The sequence below is a fragment of the Streptomyces sp. ML-6 genome, assembly GCF_030116705.1.
Classification (GTDB): Bacteria; Actinomycetota; Actinomycetes; order Streptomycetales; family Streptomycetaceae; genus Streptomyces.
Map to the genome: position 1 here is coordinate 612,428 of NZ_JAOTIK010000001.1, position 16,075 is coordinate 628,502.

At 73.8% G+C, this 16,075-nt stretch carries 14 protein-coding genes; 9 read left to right on the forward strand and 5 right to left on the reverse strand.

Translation table 11 applies throughout. The features are described 5' to 3' along the window. Positions 1 to 258 precede the first annotated feature (258 nt). Entirely contained in the window at positions 259 to 2,697 is a 2,439-nt protein-coding gene (locus OCT49_RS02675; protein ID WP_283850283.1) for a right-handed parallel beta-helix repeat-containing protein, read from the forward strand. Here OCT49_RS02675 and OCT49_RS02680 read toward each other — a convergent pair. Next, the gene (locus tag OCT49_RS02680; RefSeq protein ID WP_283850284.1) at positions 2,667 to 5,045 is read right to left on the reverse strand and encodes a hypothetical protein; all 2,379 of its coding nucleotides are present in this window, start codon (positions 5,043 to 5,045) and stop codon (positions 2,667 to 2,669) included. The genes OCT49_RS02675 and OCT49_RS02680 overlap by 31 nt on opposite strands. Positions 5,046 to 5,233: 188 nt before the next feature. Here OCT49_RS02680 and OCT49_RS02685 point away from each other — a divergent pair, with 188 nt between their 5' ends. The 4 genes from OCT49_RS02685 to OCT49_RS02700 all read left to right on the forward strand — a co-directional run bounded on the left by OCT49_RS02685 (position 5,234) and on the right by OCT49_RS02700 (position 8,807). Then, entirely contained in the window at positions 5,234 to 6,070 is an 837-nt protein-coding gene (locus OCT49_RS02685; RefSeq protein WP_283850285.1) for a DeoR/GlpR family DNA-binding transcription regulator, read from the forward strand. A gap of 100 nt (positions 6,071 to 6,170) precedes the next feature. Beyond that, positions 6,171 to 6,623 carry an SRPBCC family protein gene (locus OCT49_RS02690; protein WP_283850286.1) on the forward strand — a complete coding sequence of 151 codons (453 nt, stop codon included), beginning with the start codon at positions 6,171 to 6,173 and terminating at the stop codon, positions 6,621 to 6,623. Between the two features lie 95 nt (positions 6,624 to 6,718). Next, positions 6,719 to 8,266 carry an SDR family oxidoreductase gene (locus OCT49_RS02695; RefSeq protein ID WP_283850287.1) on the forward strand — a complete coding sequence of 516 codons (1,548 nt, stop codon included), beginning with the start codon at positions 6,719 to 6,721 and terminating at the stop codon, positions 8,264 to 8,266. A gap of 61 nt (positions 8,267 to 8,327) precedes the next feature. Continuing rightward, on the forward strand, positions 8,328 to 8,807 hold the full coding sequence (locus tag OCT49_RS02700; protein WP_283850288.1) for an SRPBCC family protein: 480 nt from the start codon (positions 8,328 to 8,330) through the stop codon (positions 8,805 to 8,807). A 43-nt stretch (positions 8,808 to 8,850) separates the two neighbouring features. Here OCT49_RS02700 and cds1 read toward each other — a convergent pair whose 3' ends face one another. Continuing rightward, complete coding sequence (gene cds1 / locus OCT49_RS02705) at positions 8,851 to 9,984, reverse strand: L-cysteine desulfhydrase Cds1 (RefSeq protein WP_283850289.1); 1,134 nt, start codon at positions 9,982 to 9,984, stop codon at positions 8,851 to 8,853. 194 nt (positions 9,985 to 10,178) lie between these two features. Here cds1 and OCT49_RS02710 point away from each other — a divergent pair, with 194 nt between their 5' ends. Together OCT49_RS02710 and OCT49_RS02715 are read left to right on the forward strand one after the other, a co-directional pair. Continuing rightward, positions 10,179 to 10,496 (forward strand): hypothetical protein, encoded by a 318-nt coding sequence (locus OCT49_RS02710; RefSeq protein ID WP_283850290.1) that lies wholly within the window; start codon positions 10,179 to 10,181, stop codon positions 10,494 to 10,496. A 187-nt stretch (positions 10,497 to 10,683) separates the two neighbouring features. Continuing rightward, on the forward strand, positions 10,684 to 11,205 hold the full coding sequence (locus tag OCT49_RS02715) for an ATP-binding protein (RefSeq protein WP_283850291.1): 522 nt from the start codon (positions 10,684 to 10,686) through the stop codon (positions 11,203 to 11,205). Between the two features lie 166 nt (positions 11,206 to 11,371). Here the strand turns inward: OCT49_RS02715 and OCT49_RS02720 are convergent, their stop codons facing one another. The 3 genes from OCT49_RS02720 to OCT49_RS02730 form a co-directional block, all read right to left on the reverse strand. After that, positions 11,372 to 11,830 (reverse strand): MarR family winged helix-turn-helix transcriptional regulator, encoded by a 459-nt coding sequence (locus tag OCT49_RS02720; RefSeq protein WP_283850292.1) that lies wholly within the window; start codon positions 11,828 to 11,830, stop codon positions 11,372 to 11,374. Between the two features lie 228 nt (positions 11,831 to 12,058). Then, entirely contained in the window at positions 12,059 to 12,349 is a 291-nt protein-coding gene (locus OCT49_RS02725; RefSeq protein ID WP_283850293.1) for an SHOCT domain-containing protein, read from the reverse strand. 256 nt (positions 12,350 to 12,605) lie between these two features. After that, positions 12,606 to 13,820 carry an ROK family protein gene (locus OCT49_RS02730; protein WP_283850294.1) on the reverse strand — a complete coding sequence of 405 codons (1,215 nt, stop codon included), beginning with the start codon at positions 13,818 to 13,820 and terminating at the stop codon, positions 12,606 to 12,608. Positions 13,821 to 13,952: 132 nt separating this feature from the next. On the opposite strand from OCT49_RS02730, the gene OCT49_RS02735 reads away from it, so the two are divergent. Beyond that, entirely contained in the window at positions 13,953 to 15,242 is a 1,290-nt protein-coding gene (locus tag OCT49_RS02735) for an MFS transporter (RefSeq protein WP_283850295.1), read from the forward strand. Next, positions 15,239 to 15,994 carry a maleylpyruvate isomerase family mycothiol-dependent enzyme gene (locus OCT49_RS02740; protein ID WP_283850296.1) on the forward strand — a complete coding sequence of 252 codons (756 nt, stop codon included), beginning with the start codon at positions 15,239 to 15,241 and terminating at the stop codon, positions 15,992 to 15,994. Before OCT49_RS02735 ends, OCT49_RS02740 begins: the two co-directional genes overlap by 4 nt. Positions 15,995 to 16,075 lie beyond the last annotated feature (81 nt).

Consider the following 16,075-nt stretch of genomic DNA (forward strand, 5'->3'; position numbering starts at 1 on the left):
TCGCCGACTGGCTGTCCGGTCCATGACACCCAGGCGGTACGCCCGGATCGACCGGGCCCGGGCCGAGGCCGGTCCGGACCGGGGCAGGACCGGGACCCGCAGCTGATCACCTCCTGATCCGGACAACTCCCGCCCGCCGCGCGCGCTACGGTGGACCGGCCCGCCCGCTTTCCCGGCGGGGGCGCCCGGGGTCCGCCGTTGCCGGAAGACCGGTGGTCCGGGCATCACGCACGCACGAGGTGGGGGCACAACAGCGCCATGGCACAGGGCACGGTCCAGGTGACGCACACCGGCACATCGCGGTGGCGGCGCCGCACAGGCGAATACGCCTCCCTCACCGCAGCCCTGGAGGCCGCGGCGGACGGCGACGTCCTCACCGTCGCACCGGGCACGTACCGGGAGAACCTGGTCCTGCACCGCGCGGTGACCCTGCGGGGCCCGGAGGGTTCCGTCGGTTCCGTGCGGATCGCCCCGGTCGACGGCGTGCCGCTGACCGTCCGCGCCTCCGCCGTCGTCTCGGACCTGCACGTGGAGGGCCAGGACTCGACCGTCCCGGCGCTGCTCGTCGAGGACGGCGCGCCGGAGATCGCGGATCTGCGGATCGTCACCCGTTCCGCCGCCGGGATCGAGGTGCGCGGTGCGGCCCGGCCGACCGTGCGCCGCTGCACCGTCGACAACCCGGCCGGGGTCGGCATCGCCGTGCTCGACGGCTCGGGCGGGGTGTTCGAGGAGTGCGAGGTCGTCTCCGCCGGGCAGGCCGGGGTCTCGGTGCGCGACGGCGCGCACCCCCGCCTGGAGCGCTGCCGGGTCCATCACGCCTCGGGCGCGGGGCTGAGCGTCACCGGGGAGGGCAGCGGTCTGGAGGGGGTCGGCTGCGAGGTGTACGAGGTCAAGGGCAGCGGTGTCCAGGTGACCGCCCGGGCCGCCGCCCACCTCGGCGAGTGCACGGTGCACCGGACTTCGGCGGACGGCATCACGCTCGACACCGACGCCGTGCTGACGCTCGCCGACTGCGACATCCACGACATCCCGGAGAACGCGGTGGACCTGCGTTCCCGTTCGGTGCTCACCCTGACCCGTTCCACGGTGCGCCGGTTCGGCCGCAACGGCCTCTCCGTCTGGGACCCGGGCACCCGGGTCGACGCCAACCAGTGCGAGATCCACGACAGCACGGGCGACTACCCCGCGGTCTGGGTGAGCGACGGGGCGACCGTGGTGCTGGACTCCTGCCGGGTCCACGACGTGCCGGACGCCCTGTTCGTGCTCGACCGGGGCTCGCGTGCCGACGTCGTGGACAGCGACCTGTCCCAGGTGCGCAACACCGCGGTGTCGGTGAGCGACGGGGCGACCGCGCAGCTCGACGACTGCCGGATCCGCGAGGCGTCCACCGGCGCGTGGTTCCGCGACCACGGCAGCGGCGGCACGCTGAACAACTGCACCGTCGACGCGGTGCAGACCGGGGTGATCGTCACCAAGGGCGCCGACCCGACGATCGAACGCTGTACGGTCACCTCGACCGCCGAGGCCGGTTTCTACGTCTCCGCCGAGGGCCGGGGCACGTTCCGCCAGTGCCGGGTCACCGGCAGCGACGGCTACGGCTTCCACGTGATGGACGGCTGCCGCACGACGCTGACCCGCTGCCGTACCGAGCGGTGCTCGCGCGGGGGTTACGAGTTCGCCGAGGGCGGCGCGCACGGCGACGGCCAGGGCGCCGGTCCGGTGGTCGAGGACTGCACGAGCGACGAGAGCGCGCTGCGCTCCCCCGCACCGCCCCCGGCCCCCACCGTGCTGACGGCGACCCAGTCGGCCCCCGGGCTGCTCGGCGGGGTGCCCGGACAGCGCGCCGTGGAGCCCGCCCCGGCCGAGCCGCCCGCCGCCGAACCTGCCCGTACGGCGGACGCGGTTCTCGGCGAACTGGACTCACTGGTGGGCCTGGACAGCGTCAAGCGGGAGGTGCGCGCCCTCACCGACATGATCGAGGTCGGCCGCCGGCGCCGGGAGGCCGGGCTCAAGGCCGCGTCGGTCCGGCGCCATCTCGTCTTCACCGGCTCCCCCGGCACCGGCAAGACCACCGTGGCACGGCTGTACGGGGAGATCCTCGCCTCGCTCGGGGTGCTGGAGCGGGGCCATCTGATCGAGGTGTCCCGCGTCGACCTGGTGGGTGAGCACATCGGTTCGACCGCCATCCGCACGCAGGAGGCGTTCGACCGGGCGCGCGGCGGGGTGCTGTTCGTCGACGAGGCGTACGCCCTGTCGCCCGAGGACTCCGGCCGGGACTTCGGCCGGGAGGCGATCGACACGCTCGTGAAGCTGATGGAGGACCACCGGGACGCGGTGGTCGTCATCGTCGCCGGGTACACCCACGAGATGGAGCGGTTCCTCACCGTCAACCCCGGTGTGGCGTCCCGTTTCTCACGGACCATCACCTTCAGCGACTACGAACCGGCCGAACTGTTGCGGATCGTGGAGCAGCAGTCCGAGGAGCACGAGTACAGTCTGGCGCCCGGGACCGGGGAGGCGTTGCTGAAGTACTTCACGGAGCTGCCCAAGGGGCCCGCGTTCGGCAACGGCCGCACCGCGCGCCAGACCTTCGAGTCGATGGTGGAGCGGCACGCGGGCCGGGTCGCCCAGCTCGCCGAGCCGAGCACGGACGACCTCAGCCTGCTCTACCCGGAGGACCTGCCCGAACTCCCCTGAGCACGGGGGGATCCGGTGTCGCCCGCCCCGTCGGCCTGGTGGGGCAGGACCGGGGCCAGCCGGTCCAGCAGCGCGGCCCGTTCCTGGGCGAAGACCGGGTCGGCCTGGTAGTCGGAGTGGCCCAGCACGGCTTCGGGCAGCGGGTGTTCCCGGGTCCGCCCGTAGACCAGGGGGTCCTTCAGCGGTCCCCGGTCCACCTCGGGCCCCGGCCCCTGGTCGAGGCGGACCCGGCCGCCAATCGGGTCGGTGGCCCGCCACAGGTTGCGCCAGCAGTGCACGGACCGGTGCAGCGCCCCCAGCGGTACGGGGCCGAAGTAGGCCGGGAACCAACGCCCGTACAGTCGCTCGATCGGCGAGCCGTAGGTGAGCAGGGCGACCCGGCCGCGGGTGCCGGCGGGCAGTTGCCAGACCGCGGACGCGGCGAGGACGCTGCCCTGGGAGTGCCCGGAGATGACGAGCCTGCCCCGGGTGAGCGCGGTCCAGCCGGACATCCGTGACGCCAGGTCGGGGACGGCCCGTTCGGCGTAGCAGGGGGGTGCGAAGGGGTGGGCGGCGCGCGGCCAGAAGGTGCCGACGTCCCAGAGGATGCCGATGGTGCGCCGGGCGGAGGCGTCGCGGTAGGCGCGCCGGCCCCAGGTGACGAAGAGTATGAAGCCGAGGCCGACCATCCAGGAGCCGGTCGACTGGGCGGCCTGTGCGAGGGATTCGACGAAGGGGCCGCTGCCCTTCATCGCGAGCCCCGGCACCTCTCCGCTCACCCACGCCCCGGCGACCGCCCCCGCGCCGAGCAGCAGGGTGGCCGCGCAGACCGGGCCGAGGATCCAGGGCGCGGAGTCGGTGAGGGCGGCCGTGGCCCGGATGCGGGCGATCTGCCGGGTCCGGGCGGGGTCCGGCCGCTCCTGCTCGTACTCCTGGTCGATCACGGGTTGCAGGGCGCGGGCGGCGAGCCAGGTCCGTACGAGCAGCAGGAGGGCGGGGACGGCCAGCAGCAGCAGGAGGACGGGGATGACGGACGCCTGCCAGCTGAGCAGCACCGGCGGTCCCTCGATGACGGAGCTCCTGCCCATGCCGGGGGTGCCGGGGCCGTCGAGCCAGTCGGCGACGCGCTGGGAGACCCCGCCGCTCATGACGCCGCCGAGGGCGCAGGCGAGCATCGCGACCACGGGTCCGCCGAGTCCGTGCATGACGGTGCGGGGTTCGGGGGTGCGGCGGTACAGGCTCAGGGCCACCGCGGCGAGCACGACGACGAGTGCCCCCTGCCCGAGGGCGATGGCGCTGAAGGCGAAGTCGCCGGGCAGGGTGCCGGAGGAGGTCCAGTCGGGGCGGGACCAGGAGGCGTACCCCACGGCGAGGAGCAGCAGGGCCAGGGCCGCGCCGGGCAGGTAGGCGATGAGGGCGCGGTCGAGCCGGTTGTCGAGGCGCCGTTCGCTGCGGCCGCGGCGGCAGACCACCCAGAGGACGACGAGGGCGCCCGCGGCCAGCGCCGCCTCGATCAGGCGGCCGACGAGGTCCGGCACCGGTCCGGGGACCGCGCGGTCGTGGCGTGCGGCGGCCCCCGCGACCGACGCGGCGACCGTCAGGAACCCGGCGGCGGTGTGGGCGGCGCGCAGCCGGGCGACCAGGCGGCGGCCGTACCAGAATCCGGGGCGGCCGAGGGCGGGACGGCCGCCGGGTTCGGCGACCGGTTCGGTGAGGGCGTCGTCCTCGGGCTCCGACCCGGCCAGGGGGCGCTGGGACTCGTACGCGCTCCAGGTCCGGTTGGACAGGAACCAGAGCAGCACGACCAGGGCGGTGGGCACCAGGGCGGCGAGGGCGAGCCGACGGCCCGGCTGGGACCACCAGCCGCCCTGGGCCGTGGACAGGAAGCCGAGCCAGGAGCGCTGGTTCGAGCACTCCGGGACGCCCGCGCACTGCCAGGCCACCAGGTCGAGCGCGACCTCGCAGACCGCCGCGGTCAGCAGGACCGTGAGGCTGAGCGCGAGGAGCCGGACCAGGACGCCGTACAGGCGCACCGCGCGGGTGCGGCTCCTGGCGGTCGGGCGCATCCAGTGGGCGAGGTTGACCACCATGAACGGCAGGAGCAGCAGCCACAGGGCGCGGGAGCCGTTCCCGGAGGTCAGGTTGGACCAGCAGTAGGCCTCGGCGATGGGCCGGTCCCGGTAGCGCTCGGGGTGCTGTTCGGCTTCCCTGTCGTCGGCGCGCCGGTAGATGGCGGCGGTCGCGTCGCCGGTGATCCTGACCGTGGACGGGTCGTCGAGCATCTCCTGGGGGGTGGCGCCGCCCACGCCGTGGACCAGCAGTTCCAGCGCGGGCCCGGGGCTCTGTGGGGCCGGGGTGGCAGGTGGCACTGAAGGGGCTCGCTCTCTTGGTCGTGGGGGGAAGTGCTGATGCGGTGTCACCAGAATCGGGGAAGAGGGGTGGTGTCCGCAGCCCCTCCGCCGAATCTCCCCGGTGCGGCGGCCGGCCACACCGCGTGGCAGGATGACCCCGTTCGCAGGGACTGCCGCACGGCCGGAGGAAAGGACGGGACCCCGCGTTGAGCGAGAATCAGCATCTGCTCGCGGAGCAGCGGCGCGCCCTGATCCTCGACGAGGTGCGCAGGCGCGGCGGGGTCCGGGTCAACGAGCTGACCCGGCGGCTGAACGTCTCCGACATGACCGTGCGCCGGGACCTGGACGTGTTGTCCCGGATGGGGGTCGTGGAGAAGGTGCACGGCGGGGCCGTCCCGGTGGCCGGGGCCAGTACGCACGAACCCGGTTTCGAGGCCAAGTCGGCGCTGGAGCTGACCGCCAAGGAGGACATCGCGCGGGCGGCGGCGGCCATGGCGGCGCCCGGCAGCGCGATCGCGCTCTCCGGCGGCACGACGACGTACGCGCTCGCCCAACGACTGCTGGACGTACCGGATCTGACGGTGGTGACCAACTCGGTCCGGGTCTCCGACGCGTTCCACTCCGCCCAGCGGGCGGGGGCCGCGTCCGGGGCGCGGGACGGGGCGGCGACGGTGGTGCTCACCGGCGGGGTGCGGACCCCGTCGGACTCGCTGGTCGGTCCGGTGGCCGACCGGGCGATCGACTCCCTCCACTTCGACGTGCTGTTCCTCGGGGTGCACGGGATCTCGGTGGAGGCCGGGCTCTCCACGCCGAATCTGGCGGAGGCCGAGACGAACCGCCGGTTCGTGCAGTCGGCGCGGCGCGTGGTGGTGGTCGCGGATCACACCAAGTGGGGCACCGTGGGCCTGAGTTCGTTCGCGTCGCTGGAGCAGGTCGACACGTTCGTGACGGACGACGGACTGTCGGCCGCGGTCCGTGCGGAGATCGAGGAACACCTGCCGGGCCTGGTGGTGGCGGGGCGGGGCGCGGAGAGCGAATCCTGAGCCGACGGACCACCGGTGGATTCCGTTTGTCCTCTCCCGAAGGGGCGGCCGGGTGGTGCGGGCCGGGCGGTATTTGTCGGACACACCCTAGGATCGTGGGGTGGCAGTCTTCCGGATCGAGCGATTCAGTTCCTTGACCGCGGCCGAGTCCTGGCGCCGCGTCACGGACTGGGAGCGGCATGCCGCGCAGGTTCCGCTGACCAGGATCACCGTGCCCACGGGGCTGCCCACCTCGGTCGGGACGGTCTTCGTGGCGCGCACGGGGGTGGGTCCGCTGGGGTTCGACGACCCGATGGAGGTGGTGCGGTGGACCCCGCCCGCCGCCGGGCGCGCGGGGCTGTGCAGGCTGGAGAAGCGCGGCCGGCTGATCCGGGGCCGGGCCTCGATCGATGTGTATCCGACCGGTTCCGGATCGCATGTGGTGTGGGTGGAGGAACTGACCGTCCGGCTGCTGCCGCGGTGGGGTGATCCGCTGATCGCCGGGGCGGGCCGCCGGGTCTTCGGCCGGGTGCTCGACAGCATGCTGGAGCCCGTGGTCCGGCGACGGCCGTAGCGCCTTTCGGCCGGATCGTGCCGGGCGGGTGGCCGGGTGCCGCCGTTCGGGGGCCTGCGCCCGCCCGGCGCGGTGATCGGTGCGAGACTCGGCAGGTGGGCGATTCCTCCGGTGACACGCGGCTGCGCTGTCTGGTGACCGGTGCCTCCGGGTACATCGGCGGCAGGCTGGTGCCCGCGCTGCTCGACGCCGGTCATCGGGTGCGCGCGCTGGCCAGGACCCCGCGCAAGCTGCGGGACCATCCGTGGGCGGACCGGGTCGAGGTGGTCGGGGGCGATGTGGGGGACGCCGCGTCGGTGCGGGCGGCGATGGCGGGCGTGGACGTGGCGTACTACCTGGTGCACGCGCTCGGGTCCGGGCCCGGGTTCGAGGAGAGGGACCGGGAGGCGGCCCGGATCTTCGGCGAGCAGGCGCGGGCGGCGGGGGTCGGCCGGATCGTCTACCTCGGCGGGCTCACCCCGGCCGGGGTGCCCGAGCGGGAGCTGTCGCCGCATCTGCGGTCGCGGACCGAGGTGGGGCGGATCCTGCTGGATTCCGGGGTGCCGACGGCCGTGCTGCGGGCCGCGGTCGTCATCGGGTCGGGCTCGGCCTCGTTCGAGATCCTGCGCCACCTCACCGAACGGCTGCCGCTGATGATCACCCCGAGCTGGGTGCGCACCTCGATCCAGCCGATCGCGGTGCGGGACGTCGTGCGTTACCTCGTCGGCTGTGCCACCCTGCCCGCCGAGGTGAACCGTACGTTCGACATCGGCGGGCCGGACGTCATGACGTACCGGGACATGATGCGGCGCTACGCCCGGGTCGCCGGGCTGCCGCGGCGGCTGATCCTGCCCGTCCCGGTGCTCACGCCGGGGCTCTCCGGTCTGTGGATCGGGCTGGTGACCCCGGTGCCGCCCGCCATCGCCCGCCCGCTGGCGGAGTCGTTGCGCCACGAGGTGGTCTGCCGGGAGCACGACATCACCCGGTACGTACCCGATCCGCCGGACGGCGTCATCGGTTTCGACCGGGCGCTGCGGCTGGCCCTCCAGCGGGTCAAGGAGGCCCGGGTGGACACCCGCTGGTCGTCCGCGGCGGTGACGGGCGCGCCCAGCGACCCGCTGCCCACCGACCCCGACTGGGCCGGCGGGAGCCTCTACCGCGACGAGCGGGAGCTGACGGTGCCGGTGGCGCCGGAGGCGCTCTGGCGGGTGATCGAGGGCATCGGCGGTGAGAACGGCTGGTACTCCTTCCCGCTCGCCTGGGCCGTGCGGGGGTGGCTGGACCGGCTCGTCGGGGGTGTCGGGCTGCGGCGCGGGCGGCGGGACGCGCAGCGGCTGCGGGTCGGGGACTCGCTGGACTTCTGGCGCGTGGAGGAGATCGTGCCGGGCGAGCTGCTGCGGCTGCGCGCGGAGATGCGGCTGCCGGGTCCGGCCTGGCTGGACCTCTCGGTGGGCCGGGACGACCGGGGGCGGACGGTGTACCGGCAGCGGGCCCTGTTCCATCCGCGCGGGCTGCTGGGCCACGCCTACTGGTGGAGCGTGTGGCCGTTCCACGCGGTGGTGTTCGGCGGCATGGCCCGCAACATCACCGCGGCGGCCCGGAGCGTCCCGCGCGACACTCCGCCCGGTCCTCCGGCCGGCCACCGGGCGCACGAAGACATCTGACGGTACGCCAGCTATGGTGTGCGCGGTCCGTCCGCCGCCGATCGCACGGGAGGTGCGTTCCGTGTCACGCCGACTCCGTTCCGTGGGGCTCGACTTCATCGATTCCGCCCCGCTGCGGCTGGTCTTCGCCGCGGAGGTGTCCGCCCCGGCCGACGCCGTCTACCGCGCGCTCGCCGAGGACGTGCCGGGCTGGCCCGCCTGGTTCACGGCGGTGACGGCGGCCCGGCCGACCGAGGGCGGCGCGGGCCGCGAGATCCGGCTCAAGGGGGGCGGGGCGCTCCGCGAGACGATCGTGGCGGCGGAGCCCGGCGAGCGGTACGCCTACCGGGTCGACGAGGCCAACGCCCCCGGAGTGCGTGCCCTGTTGGAGGAGTGGCGGCTCACCCCGGCCGGGACGGGGACCCGGGTGCGGTGGACGTTCGCCGCCGACGGTGCCGCGCCCTTCCGGGTGGCCCTGCGGCTGGGCCGGCCGGGGCTGGGCCGGGCCTTCCGGACCGCGGTGCGCAATCTCGACCGGCGGCTGGCCGACCCGGCGGCCTGAACTCCTCGGCGTCCCCGGCCGGATGTGGTTCTCGGACCACGCCCTAGCAGGGCCATTTCCCGTCCGTGAGGAAGGACTCGATGGTCGCCGCGTACGGGGCGATGTCCAGGCCCTGCTCGGCGAGCCAGCTGTCGGAGTAGTACTTGTCGAGGTAGCGGTCGCCGGGGTCGCAGATCAGCGTGACGACGCTGCCCGTGCTGCCCTGTCCGACCATTTCGGCGACCAGTTTGAACGCGCTCCACAGCCCGGTCCCGGTGGAGCCGCCCGCCTTGCGGCCGATGGCCTTCTCCAGGGCGCGCACGGCCGCGACGCTGGCCGCGTCCGGCACCTTCATCATCCGGTCGACGGCCCCGGGCACGAAGCTCGGCTCCATCCGGGGCCGGCCGATGCCCTCGATCCGGGAGCCGCAGTCGCTGGTGGCCAGGGGGTCGTGCCGGGTCCAGCCGTCGAAGAAACAGGAGTTCTCCGGGTCGGGCACGCAGATCCGGGTGTCGAACTGCATGTAGTGCACGTAGCGGGCGATGGTCGCCGAGGTGCCGCCGGTTCCCGCCGTGGCGACGATCCACGTCGGCTCCGGGTAGCGTTCCAGCTTCAGCTGCTGGTAGATCGACTCGGCGATGTTGTTGTTGCCGCGCCAGTCGGTGGCCCGCTCGGCGTAGGTGAACTGGTCCATGTAGTGCCCGCCGGTCTCCTCGGCGAGCGCGGCGGACTCCTCGTACATCTTCCGCGAGTCGTCCACGAAGTGGCAGCGCCCTCCGTGGAATTCGATCAGCCGGCACTTCTCGGGGCTCGTGGTGCGGGGCATCACGGCGATGAACGGCACGCCGATCAGTTTGGCGAAGTACGCCTCCGACACGGCCGTCGAACCGCTGGACGCCTCGATCACCGGCTTGCCCGGCCGGATCCAGCCGTTGCAGAGCCCGTAGAGGAAGAGCGAGCGGGCCAGCCGGTGCTTGAGGCTGCCGGTGGGGTGCGTCGACTCGTCCTTCAGGTAGAGGTCGATGCCCCACGCCTCGGGCAGCGGGAAGCGCAGCAGATGGGTGTCGGCGGAGCGGTTGGCGTCGGCCTGGACCTTGCGGACGGCCTCCTTGAGCCAGGCCCGGTAGTCGGCGTCGGAACGGTCGATGTCGACGGTCTTCGCGACACGCCCGTCGCCCCTGTGTCCCACGATGCCCATCAGCGCGCTCCTCCTCGTAAGGCCGGACTCCCTGACCCCACGATATTCCCCCCACCTGCACAAACGTTTACTTTGATGTTCCATAGCCCGGCCTTGGCCCCGTGGGGGCAAACGGTCGGGGACGCGGCCTGGCGCGTCGGCCCCGGCTTGTGCAGACTTCCCATCAGAAGCATCACGAAGGGGGCGAAGCCGTCATGCCGGAAACGGAGTTCAGTGCCACGGGGGTACGGATCGAACGCTGGGCCCGCTCGCTCACGCGGGCCGGGCAGGTGATCGTCAAGGACGGCAGGCTGGCCCTGCTGACCAGTAACGGACGGGAGATCGACAGCGCGCCGGTGGGGGCGGTGAGCGCGGGCAGGCCCTGGTTCGCCGGGGCCGGGGCGGCCGTGGCCCGGCTCAACGGGACGCGGTACCGGCTGACGATGGGGCAGCGCGATCACGATCCGGACCGGACGGGACCGGCCCGCCGTTTCCTGGAGACGCTGCGCAGCGCGGGCGGGCGGACGACCTGATCCGGCGCCGCCACCGGAACACCGCGAGTTGCGGAGCCGCGACCCCTGGGTGACATTGGACACGCATCACTCATGGTTCACCGGCGGTGACACTGTGATAAGCGCCGCCGGACCGGATTCGGCAGCCAGTCGGCTGCCGCGTCCGTCACTCCGTCTTCTTCCGGACCTATTTCGGGGAGTCGCAGCCGTGATCAGCGAGCCAAGCAGGCACTGCACGGTGGAGCTCCAGGCCCTGCCGTCGCGGATCGGTCAGGTCCGCAGAATCATTTCGGCGCAGTTGCGCTACTGGCATCTCGATCCCTTGATCGACCCGGCCGCGCTCGGCGTCACCGAACTGCTGACCAATGTTCACCGGCATGCCCAGCCGGACAAGTCATGCACCGTCGAGATCGAGCTGCTGCTCGAACGGCTGACGGTGTCCGTCCACGACCACGACCCACGGCTGCCCACCGTGCGCGAGGCGAGCACGTCCAGTACGTCGGGGCGCGGACTCGCGCTGATCGCCGCGGTCAGCGAGAGCTGGGGGGTCCGTCCGAGGGGCGGGGCCGGCAAGGTCGTCTGGTTCACTCTTCCGGCTCCTCCCCGGTGCGTCGCACCGGCACCGCATTCGGTGTACGGGGCGACCACCGACGGCCCGTTCGAGCCGGACCTCGTCACAGAGCTGGAGCTCGGGCTGCCCTCCGTCGCACGGTCCGCGGTGGTCGGCTGAGGCCCCTGTCCGGCGGGGCATGACCGGGGCGCGGCCCCGGTCATGCCCCGCCGGCCGTCTCCGCGGACCGGCGGACCGGCCCGAGGCAGTCGCCCTCGGGCCGGACGGCCGCCCGTCGCACCGCCGAAGCGTCCGGTGCGGTTCCGACGGGTGTCGCGGCCGGCCCTCAGGCCGACTGCGACACGGTCCCTCCCGCGTTGTGCATCATGCGCTGCAGCACCTTCAGGGCGATCAGGTATTCCTCGTCCGGGATGTCCGCGTGCACCTTCGCCCGGTTGGCCCGCTGGGTCTCCGCCGCCCGCCGGTGCAGCGCCCGGCCCTCGTCGGTGATCCGGAGCCGGCCCGCCTCGTCCACGATGATCAGCTCCCGCTCGACCAGGAGGTCGATGTCGGGGGCCAGCCCCGCGCCGACGTCCAGGTTGGCCTGTTGGGCGGCGGTCACCTCCTCCCGTGTGACGCCGGACTCGCCGTGCAGTACCTGGTGCAGCACCCACCACTGGGGCTGGGTGATCCCGATCGCCGCGAGCCGCCCCCTGACATACGCCGCGAGCACCTTGTTCGCGGCCCATGTCCAGTACCCGATCGGCTGGTTCACCAGTTCCTCGTCGGTGTGCGAGTACTCCATCACGTCGCCTTCCCCCTCGGCCGTCCCGTTCCGGGCGCCGTTCGCCCGCGGTCGCGGCACGGGTTTCCCCGGCCGCGGCCATCATGATCACCAGCCTCCCGGAGCCCCCGGCGGAAGTCCAAGAGCCAGTGGTTCTCGCGAGCAGCACCCTCGCTTATGGGGCTCCGCCCGCCAGGGGACTCCGCCGTCACGGCGCCTTTTCGCCGCGGCCCGGGGCGGGAAGGGCGTTCAGATCCCCGCTTCCTTGCCGCCGCGGCCGAAGTGTTCGTCCAGGACGGAGAGCCGGCGCCAGTACTCGTCCTCGTCGATCTCCCCGGCCGCGAAGCGGCGGCCGAGCAGAGCGATCGGCGACGGCTCGGCGGGCGCCCCTCCCGGGGTACGGGCCTGCCAGGGGGCGCGGCCGCCGCGTCGGAAGGTCCTGCGCAGCAGGGTGACGCCGCCGATGACGACGGTTGCCCAGAGGAGTGGGAAGAGGAGGATCCAGGGCCCGGGTCCACCGTTGTGCGCCAGGGTGTTCATCTCGGTCAGCTCCCTCGTTCGGGGGTTCGTGTCCAGGTTTTCCCGACACCTCCGAGACTGGCCCCTGCAGGGGGGCCGGGTCGTCGTGCGACCGGCGGCCGTGTGCATACCCCCTCGGGAGTACGCGGCGCCTCCTCGGGAGTACGCGGCCTCCTCGGCGGTACGCGGCCTCCTCGGGAGTTACGCGGCGTCTCCCTCACTGCTCCCGGCACCGCCTCGGCCGCCCCTCCTCGCGCGGCGGCCGGGCGCCCGGACTTCAGGCGAGGGCGGCCAGCGGGTCGTCCAGGACCGGCTGCCAGGCCAGTTCCGCCGCGCCCACCAGGCTGTTGTGGTCGAGGGTGCAGGGCAGGATCGGCACGCTGCCGCTGCGTCCCCACAGGCTGCGGTCGGCCACCACCGCGCGCAGCCGCTCCGGGTTGGCGTCGAGCAGGGCGCGGTGCAGTCCGCCGAGGATGATGCGGTCCGGGTTGAGGATGTTGACCAGTCCGGCGAGTCCGAGGCCGAGCCGGTCGGTGAGTGCCTCGGCGGCGCCCCGCACCGCCGCGTCCTCGTACTCCGTGCGCAGCAGATCGCAGGCCTGCTTGAGCAGGGACTCCTCCGGGCCGGGTTCGCGGCGGGCGGCGACGAGGAAGGCCAGCGGGTCGGTCTCGACGTCCAGGCAGCCGCGGCCGCCGCAGTGGCAGGGGCGCCCCTCGGCGTTCACCGTGAGATGGCCGACCTCCAGCGCGAGCCCCGAACTCCCGGTGTGCAGGCGGCCGTCGAGCACCAGGGCACCGCCCACGCCGCGGTGGCCGGTGGCCACGCAGAGCAGGTGCCGGGCGCCCCGGCCGGCCCCGTGCCGGTGTTCGGCGAGCGCGGCGAGGTTGACGTCGTTCCCGGTGAACGCGGGCCCGGTGACGCCCGCCTCGCGCACGCGGGTGGCGAAGATCTCGCTCACCGGGGCGCCGGCCGGCCAGGCGATGTGGAGCGGGTTGAGCGCGTTGCCCTCCGGTTCGGCGACCGCCGACGGAACCGCGAGACCGGCGCCGACGCAGCGCAGTCCGCTCTCCCGCAGCAACCGGACGCAGGCGTCGACCACTTCGCCGATGACCTGCGCCGGGTCCGCCGTGACCGTGACGCAGCCGGGGGCGGTGGCCACCAGCCGGCCGCCGAGACCGACGAGGGCGGCCCGGAACCCGTCGGCGTGCACCTGGGCGGCGATGGCGACGGGGCCGGACTCCCGGACGGCCAGCCGGTGCGAGGGCCGGCCCTGCGAGCCGGCGGCGGAACCTGGCCGGGAATCGACCCTGATCAGGCCGAGCGCCTCCAGCTCCGCGGCGACCGCACCGGCCGTCGCCCGGGTCACCCCCAGCTCGGAGGTGAGGACCGCGCGGGTGGGCGCGCGTCCGGTGTGGATCAGTTCCAGCGCGGGCCCGAGCGCGCTGCGGCCCCTCTCCAGCTTTGTCCGGGTGGTGGACACCTTGCCGTTCATGGGGGCGAGTCTCCCATGGTCCGGAGGTGCCTTCGACGCCCCGGTGGCGTGCTCGCGCCCCTTGCGTCCCCGCGTGTTCGCCTGGGCGCATCCGTCTTGCACCCGCTGTCCCGGCGCCCCTATGCTGAGTTTGTGCCGCAACTAAACAAACTGCGGACGGCACTGTCGGGGGGACCGGGCGGAAACACCGCCACAGCCCCGTCGGCCCGTCTCCGTGTCGCCCTGACCGTGTTCTTCGCCCTCGACGGATTCCTCTTCGCCGGCTGGGTGGTCCGTATCCCGGCCATCAAGCACCAGACCGGCGCCTCGGCCACCACCCTCGGCCTCGCCCTGCTCGGTGTGTCCGCCGGGGCCGTGGTGACCATGATGTTCACCGGCCGGCTGTGCCGACGCTTCGGCAGCCATCCGGTGACCGTGGTCTGCGGCGTCCTGCTCTCCCTGGCCATCGCCCTGCCCGCGCAGACGCATTCGGCGCTCGCGCTCGGCCTGGTGCTGCTGGTCTTCGGCGCCGCGTACGGCGGGATGAACGTGGCGATGAACAGCGCCGCGGTCGATCTGGTCGCCGCCCTGCGCCGCCCCGTGATGCCCGGTTTCCACGCCGCGTTCAGCCTGGGCGGGATGATCGGCGCCGGGCTCGGCGGACTGGTCGCCGGCGGCCTCTCCCCCGCCGCGCACCTCCTGGCCCTCACCGGGGCCGGGCTCCTGGTCACCGCCGTGGCGGGGCCGGTGCTGCTGCGCCATCCGGCCCCCGTCACCGGGTCCGGGACGGACGGTGCCGGAAAGCCGCGGCGGCCGGACGGCAGGGCCCGTCGGCTGGTAATCCTGTTCGGTGTGATCGCGCTCTGCACCGCCTACGGCGAGGGCGCGCTGGCCGACTGGGGCGCGCTCCACCTGGAGCAGGACCTCCACGCCCACCCCGGGGTCGCCGCCGCCGGATACTCCCTGTTCGCGCTGGCCATGACGGCGGGCCGGCTCACCGGCACCACCCTGCTCGAACGGCTCGGCCAGACCCGCACCCTCGTGGTGGGCGGTACGACGGCCGCCGCCGGGATGCTGCTCGGCTCGCTCGCGCCCTCCGCCTGGGCCGCCCTGATCGGTTTCGCCGTCACCGGCCTCGGCCTGGCCAACATCTTCCCGGTCGCGGTCGGCCGGGCGGGCGAACTGGCCGGCCCCGGTGGGGTGGCCGCCGCCTCGACGCTCGGCTACGGCGGGATGCTGCTCGGGCCGCCCGCGATCGGCTTCCTGGCGGACTGGTTCTCCCTGCCCGCCGCCCTGACCACGGTGGCGCTGCTGGCCGTCGCGGCCGCGGCGCTGGGGTACGGGGCCCGCAACGCGACCGCGACCGGCCGGCCGGTCGCGTCGCGGGAGGAACCGGTCGCGTCGCACCGGGAGGCCCGAAACGCTGCCACAATCGGGGCATGAAGATCACGGATCACATCCGCTCGCTGTCCGCCGAGGGCGAGTTGCTGGCGGACGCCGCGCAGCGGGCGGGCACCGGAGCACCGGTGCCGACCTGTCCCGACTGGCGGGTGCGCGACCTGCTCCGGCACACCGGCATGGTGCACCGCTGGGCGACCGCGTTCGTCGCCGAGGGCCACACCTCGTACCACCCCGACGGCGGGGAGCCCGATCTGGACGGGGCGGAGCTCCTCGACTGGTTCCGCGAGGGCCACGGCCTCCTGGTCGCCGCGCTGGAGGCCGCCCCGGCCGAACTGGAGTGCTGGACCTTCCTGCCCGCCCCCTCGCCGCTGGCCTTCTGGGCCCGGCGGCAGGCCCACGAGACCACCATCCACCGGGTGGACGCGGAGTCGGCCCTCGGCGGGCGGCCGTCACCGGTCGGGGCCGATCACGCGGAGGACGGGATCGACGAACTGCTGCTCAAGATGCACAGCCGCCCGAAGAGCCGGGTGCGCACGAACACGCCGTACTCGCTGCGGGTCCGGGCCACGGACACCGGTGCCGCCTGGACCGTCCGGCTCTCGTCGGAACCGCCGCAGACCGAGCGGACGGACGGGGCTCCCCCTAAGGAGCCGGTGGACTGTGAGGTGAGTGCGTCGGCCGAGAACCTCTATCTGACGCTCTGGAACCGGCTGCCGTTCACGGCGGTCACCGTGACGGGCGACCCGGAACCTGCCCGGATCTGGCGCGAGAACTCCGGGATCACCTGGTCCTGACGACAGGCCGGGGCAGCGGTGTCGCGGCCCGCCGCCCCGCGCCCCGACCCGTCCGGGATACGGCCTTCCCGGCGTCTCGGC

Bases quoted from the DNA above. Each gene is read 5' to 3' on its own strand.
- OCT49_RS02675 (WP_283850283.1), top strand. From the start codon at position 259: ATGGCACAGGGCACGGTCCAGGTGACGCACACCGGCACATCGCGGTGG.
- cds1 (WP_283850289.1), bottom strand. From the start codon at position 9,984: ATGGGCATCGTGGGACACAGGGGCGACGGGCGTGTCGCGAAGACCGTC.
- OCT49_RS02710 (WP_283850290.1), top strand. From the start codon at position 10,179: ATGCCGGAAACGGAGTTCAGTGCCACGGGGGTACGGATCGAACGCTGG.
- OCT49_RS02720 (WP_283850292.1), bottom strand. From the start codon at position 11,830: ATGGAGTACTCGCACACCGACGAGGAACTGGTGAACCAGCCGATCGGG.
- OCT49_RS02725 (WP_283850293.1), bottom strand. From the start codon at position 12,349: ATGAACACCCTGGCGCACAACGGTGGACCCGGGCCCTGGATCCTCCTC.
- OCT49_RS02730 (WP_283850294.1), bottom strand. From the start codon at position 13,820: ATGAACGGCAAGGTGTCCACCACCCGGACAAAGCTGGAGAGGGGCCGC.
- OCT49_RS02740 (WP_283850296.1), top strand. From the start codon at position 15,239: ATGAAGATCACGGATCACATCCGCTCGCTGTCCGCCGAGGGCGAGTTG.